The following is a 3,142-nucleotide window of genomic DNA, read 5'->3' as shown; positions in this document are numbered from 1 at the left end:
TATAAAGATTATAGAAAATATTATACAAACACAAATTAACCAGTTCCGGATTTTACGGATCTGGTTAATTTGTGTGAAGTGCATCAAGTTTTGAGGAAGTGCTTGTGAACCGTATCATAAATAAATGAGGTTTTGTATGTTCGATTTTTAAATAATACCTAAGAAGGAGTGGGTTGCAGTTATAGTAATACTCTATTTTTTGTATTTCTATAATAGATAATTTTTTTAAAAAACAGAATTATCTTGACAGTTATTGAATGGATTGATAAGGTTATAAAAAAATATTTCTTATCCAGAGAGGTGGAGGGACTGGCCTTATGAAACCTCAGCAACAGGTCTGCTTAAGTAGACACTGTGCTAATTCCAGCGGGTGATAATCCTGATAGATGAGAGCTTCCGTTTTTATTTGTCAGTAGCGCCCTCTTTTTTAGAGTGCGCTTTTGTTTTTTCTGGATAGTAACTAAAGGAGAGTAGAAATGGAGAACAAAAATGGGCAAGAATTTCAAAGGAAAATGCAAGCACGTCATTTAGTCATGCTATCACTTGGTGGGGTGATTGGAACTGGCTTATTCTTAAGCTCGGGTTACACTATTCAACAAGCTGGCCCGTTTGGAACAATTCTATCCTATCTGATTGGTGCGCTAGTGGTTTATCTAGTTATGCTATGTTTAGGCGAGCTTTCCGTACTTATGCCTGAAACGGGCGCATTTCATAGTTATGCAGTTAAATACATTGGACCGGGTACAGGGTATACAGTAGCCTGGTTGTATTGGTTAACTTGGACTGTTGCTTTAGGTTCTGAATTTACAGCTGCAGGATTACTTATGAAGCGATGGTTTCCATCGGTTAATGTTTGGGTATGGAGTGCTCTTTTTGCCATTTTGATCTTTGTATTAAATGTCCTGACTGTTAAATTTTTCGCCGAATCCGAATTTTGGTTTTCATCGATAAAGGTTATAGCTATTGTGTTTTTTATTGTTTTAGGAGTAGCGGCAATGCTAGGGTTTCTTCCGATGACTCATTCAAAAGCAGCACCATTCTTTTCTAATTTTACAAGTGGAGGTTTATTTCCTCATGGTGCTACGGCCATTATGATGACCATGCTTGCGGTTAATTTTTCTTTTTCGGGAACAGAATTAATAGGCATTGCAGCTGGAGAAACAGCGAACCCAGAAAAAATGATACCGATGGCCATTCGAACTACTCTGTGGAGATTGATCATCTTTTTTGTAGGAACGATTGTTGTTTTATCTGCGTTATTGCCTATTTCCGATGCAGGGGTATTAGAGAGCCCTTTTGTTGCAGTTCTAGAACGAATTGGGGTGCCATATTCAGCTGACATAATGAATTTCGTTATCTTAACAGCCATTTTATCTGCGGCAAACTCAGGCCTTTATGCCTCTTCTAGAATGCTTTGGTCGCTTGCTAATAAGAATACGATATCCCCGATTTTTGGGAAAATGACGAAGCAAGGTGTTCCAATCAACGCCGTCATTTTCAGCATGGTGGGTGGAGCTTTGGCTTTGCTATCAAGTATTGTGGCACCAGATACTGTCTATATTGTACTTGTTTCCATTTCCGGTCTAGCAGTAGTTATAGTTTGGATGAGTATTAGTGCTTCCCAGTTCCTATTTCGCAGACAATTTTTGAAAGAAGGAAATTCTGAAAAGGACTTGATTTATCGCACACCACTATATCCATTAGTACCAATTGCTTCTTTTAGCCTTTGTCTGGCATCGTGTATTGGAATTGCATTCGATCCAACACAGAGAATTGCCTTATATTGCGGCATACCGTTTATTTTGTTTTGCTATGGAAGTTATTATCTAACAAAAAATCTAAAAAAGAGGAGTGTAGATTATGTCGAACAAAATCAACCCAATTGATGCTATTTTATCCCAACATTCCATTATGCTTCTTGACGGAGCATTAGCTACTGAATTGGAGGGGCATGGATGTAATTTGGACGATCCCCTTTGGTCGGCACGTGTGTTATTAGAAAATCCGGAACTAATTTATCAGGTTCATTCGGACTATTTTCGTTCTGGAGCGGACTGTGCCATAACAGCAAGCTATCAAGCTACTATTAGTGGTTTTTCCGCGCGTGGAATACAAGAACAGGAAGCTTTAGAATTAATTAAGAAAACGGTGTTACTTGCAAGAAGGGCAAGAGATGATTTTTGGAAGGAAAATATTCAAACGAATAGGCCTAAACCATTGGTTGTTGCATCAGTTGGGCCGTACGGGGCTTACCTTGCAGATGGTTCAGAGTATGTAGGTAACTATGGTGTGACAGATAAAACATTAGCAGACTTTCACCGTTCGAGAATGTCTGCGTTAATCGAAGCAGGTGCAGATCTATTGGCATTTGAAACAATCCCTTCCCTGCAAGAAGCAAGAGTATTAGATACATTATTGCGTGAGTTTCCAGAAACATATGCGTGGCTTTCCTTTTCGCTAAAAAATGAGAAAGAGATTAGTGAAGGTATGAAACTCGTGGAGTGTGCACGAGTTTTTGAGAAAAGTGAACAAATTGTAGCGATAGGCATCAATTGTGCGCCAGTAACCGTTGTGACTGGTGCAATTCAAGAGTTGAGGGCAAACACCAAAAAACCGATTATTGTTTATCCAAACTCTGGTGAAACTTATAATCCGGAAACAAAAACATGGCATGGTCATGAAAAATGTAACGCGTTGGATATTCTATCTGAAGAATGGTACCAAGCAGGTGCACGTTTAATAGGTGGATGTTGCAGAACGACACCTTATCACATTGAGGAGATATCGAACAAGTGGCGTTCTTCCGAGTTTTTCTATTCGAACGAAGCAAAACAGTAATGTAATGGATGATAATCTAACTTTTTGTGTATTTTCATGATTTTGCTTGTTCAGGAACCTACAGTTACGTCTAATGGCACAAAAAGCCTTTTCAGAGACACAAATGTGGATAGTAGCCTCGGGAATCCAGTGGACTTTTGGGTACCTTAGGTATGGAAAGGAATCAGGGAAAATAAACACCGCTAGTTTAATAGATATGGTAGACAACATGCTGAATCTTTTAATGAAGATGTAGTTGATCCAATTGAAGGTGAAGAGGGCCATTTATTCGTAATTAAAGTTAACGAAGAGGTTAATTTAGTTA

General features: G+C 38.7%; 2 protein-coding genes and 1 riboswitch. Both genes read left to right on the top strand.

The window, feature by feature from the left end:
• The first annotated feature begins 285 nt into the window (after positions 1 to 285).
• Positions 286 to 393, top strand: a riboswitch (SAM riboswitch).
• An 83-nt stretch (positions 394 to 476) separates the two neighbouring features.
• Positions 477 to 1,886, top strand: coding sequence for an S-methylmethionine permease (gene mmuP / locus ACQGS6_RS25265; protein ID WP_426965786.1), 1,410 nt, complete (start codon positions 477 to 479; stop codon positions 1,884 to 1,886).
• Complete coding sequence (gene mmuM / locus ACQGS6_RS25260; protein ID WP_000066231.1) at positions 1,861 to 2,838, top strand: homocysteine S-methyltransferase; 978 nt, start codon at positions 1,861 to 1,863, stop codon at positions 2,836 to 2,838. The genes mmuP and mmuM overlap by 26 nt, the downstream gene beginning before the upstream one ends.
• Positions 2,839 to 3,142 lie beyond the last annotated feature (304 nt).

The sequence above is a fragment of the Bacillus sp. GMs2/2 genome (assembly GCF_050172095.1).
Taxonomy (GTDB): Bacteria; Bacillota; Bacilli; order Bacillales; family Bacillaceae_G; genus Bacillus_A; species Bacillus_A cereus.
The sequence above is the reverse complement of the archived record's forward strand: the minus strand, read 5'-3'. Positions and strand labels throughout refer to the sequence as shown.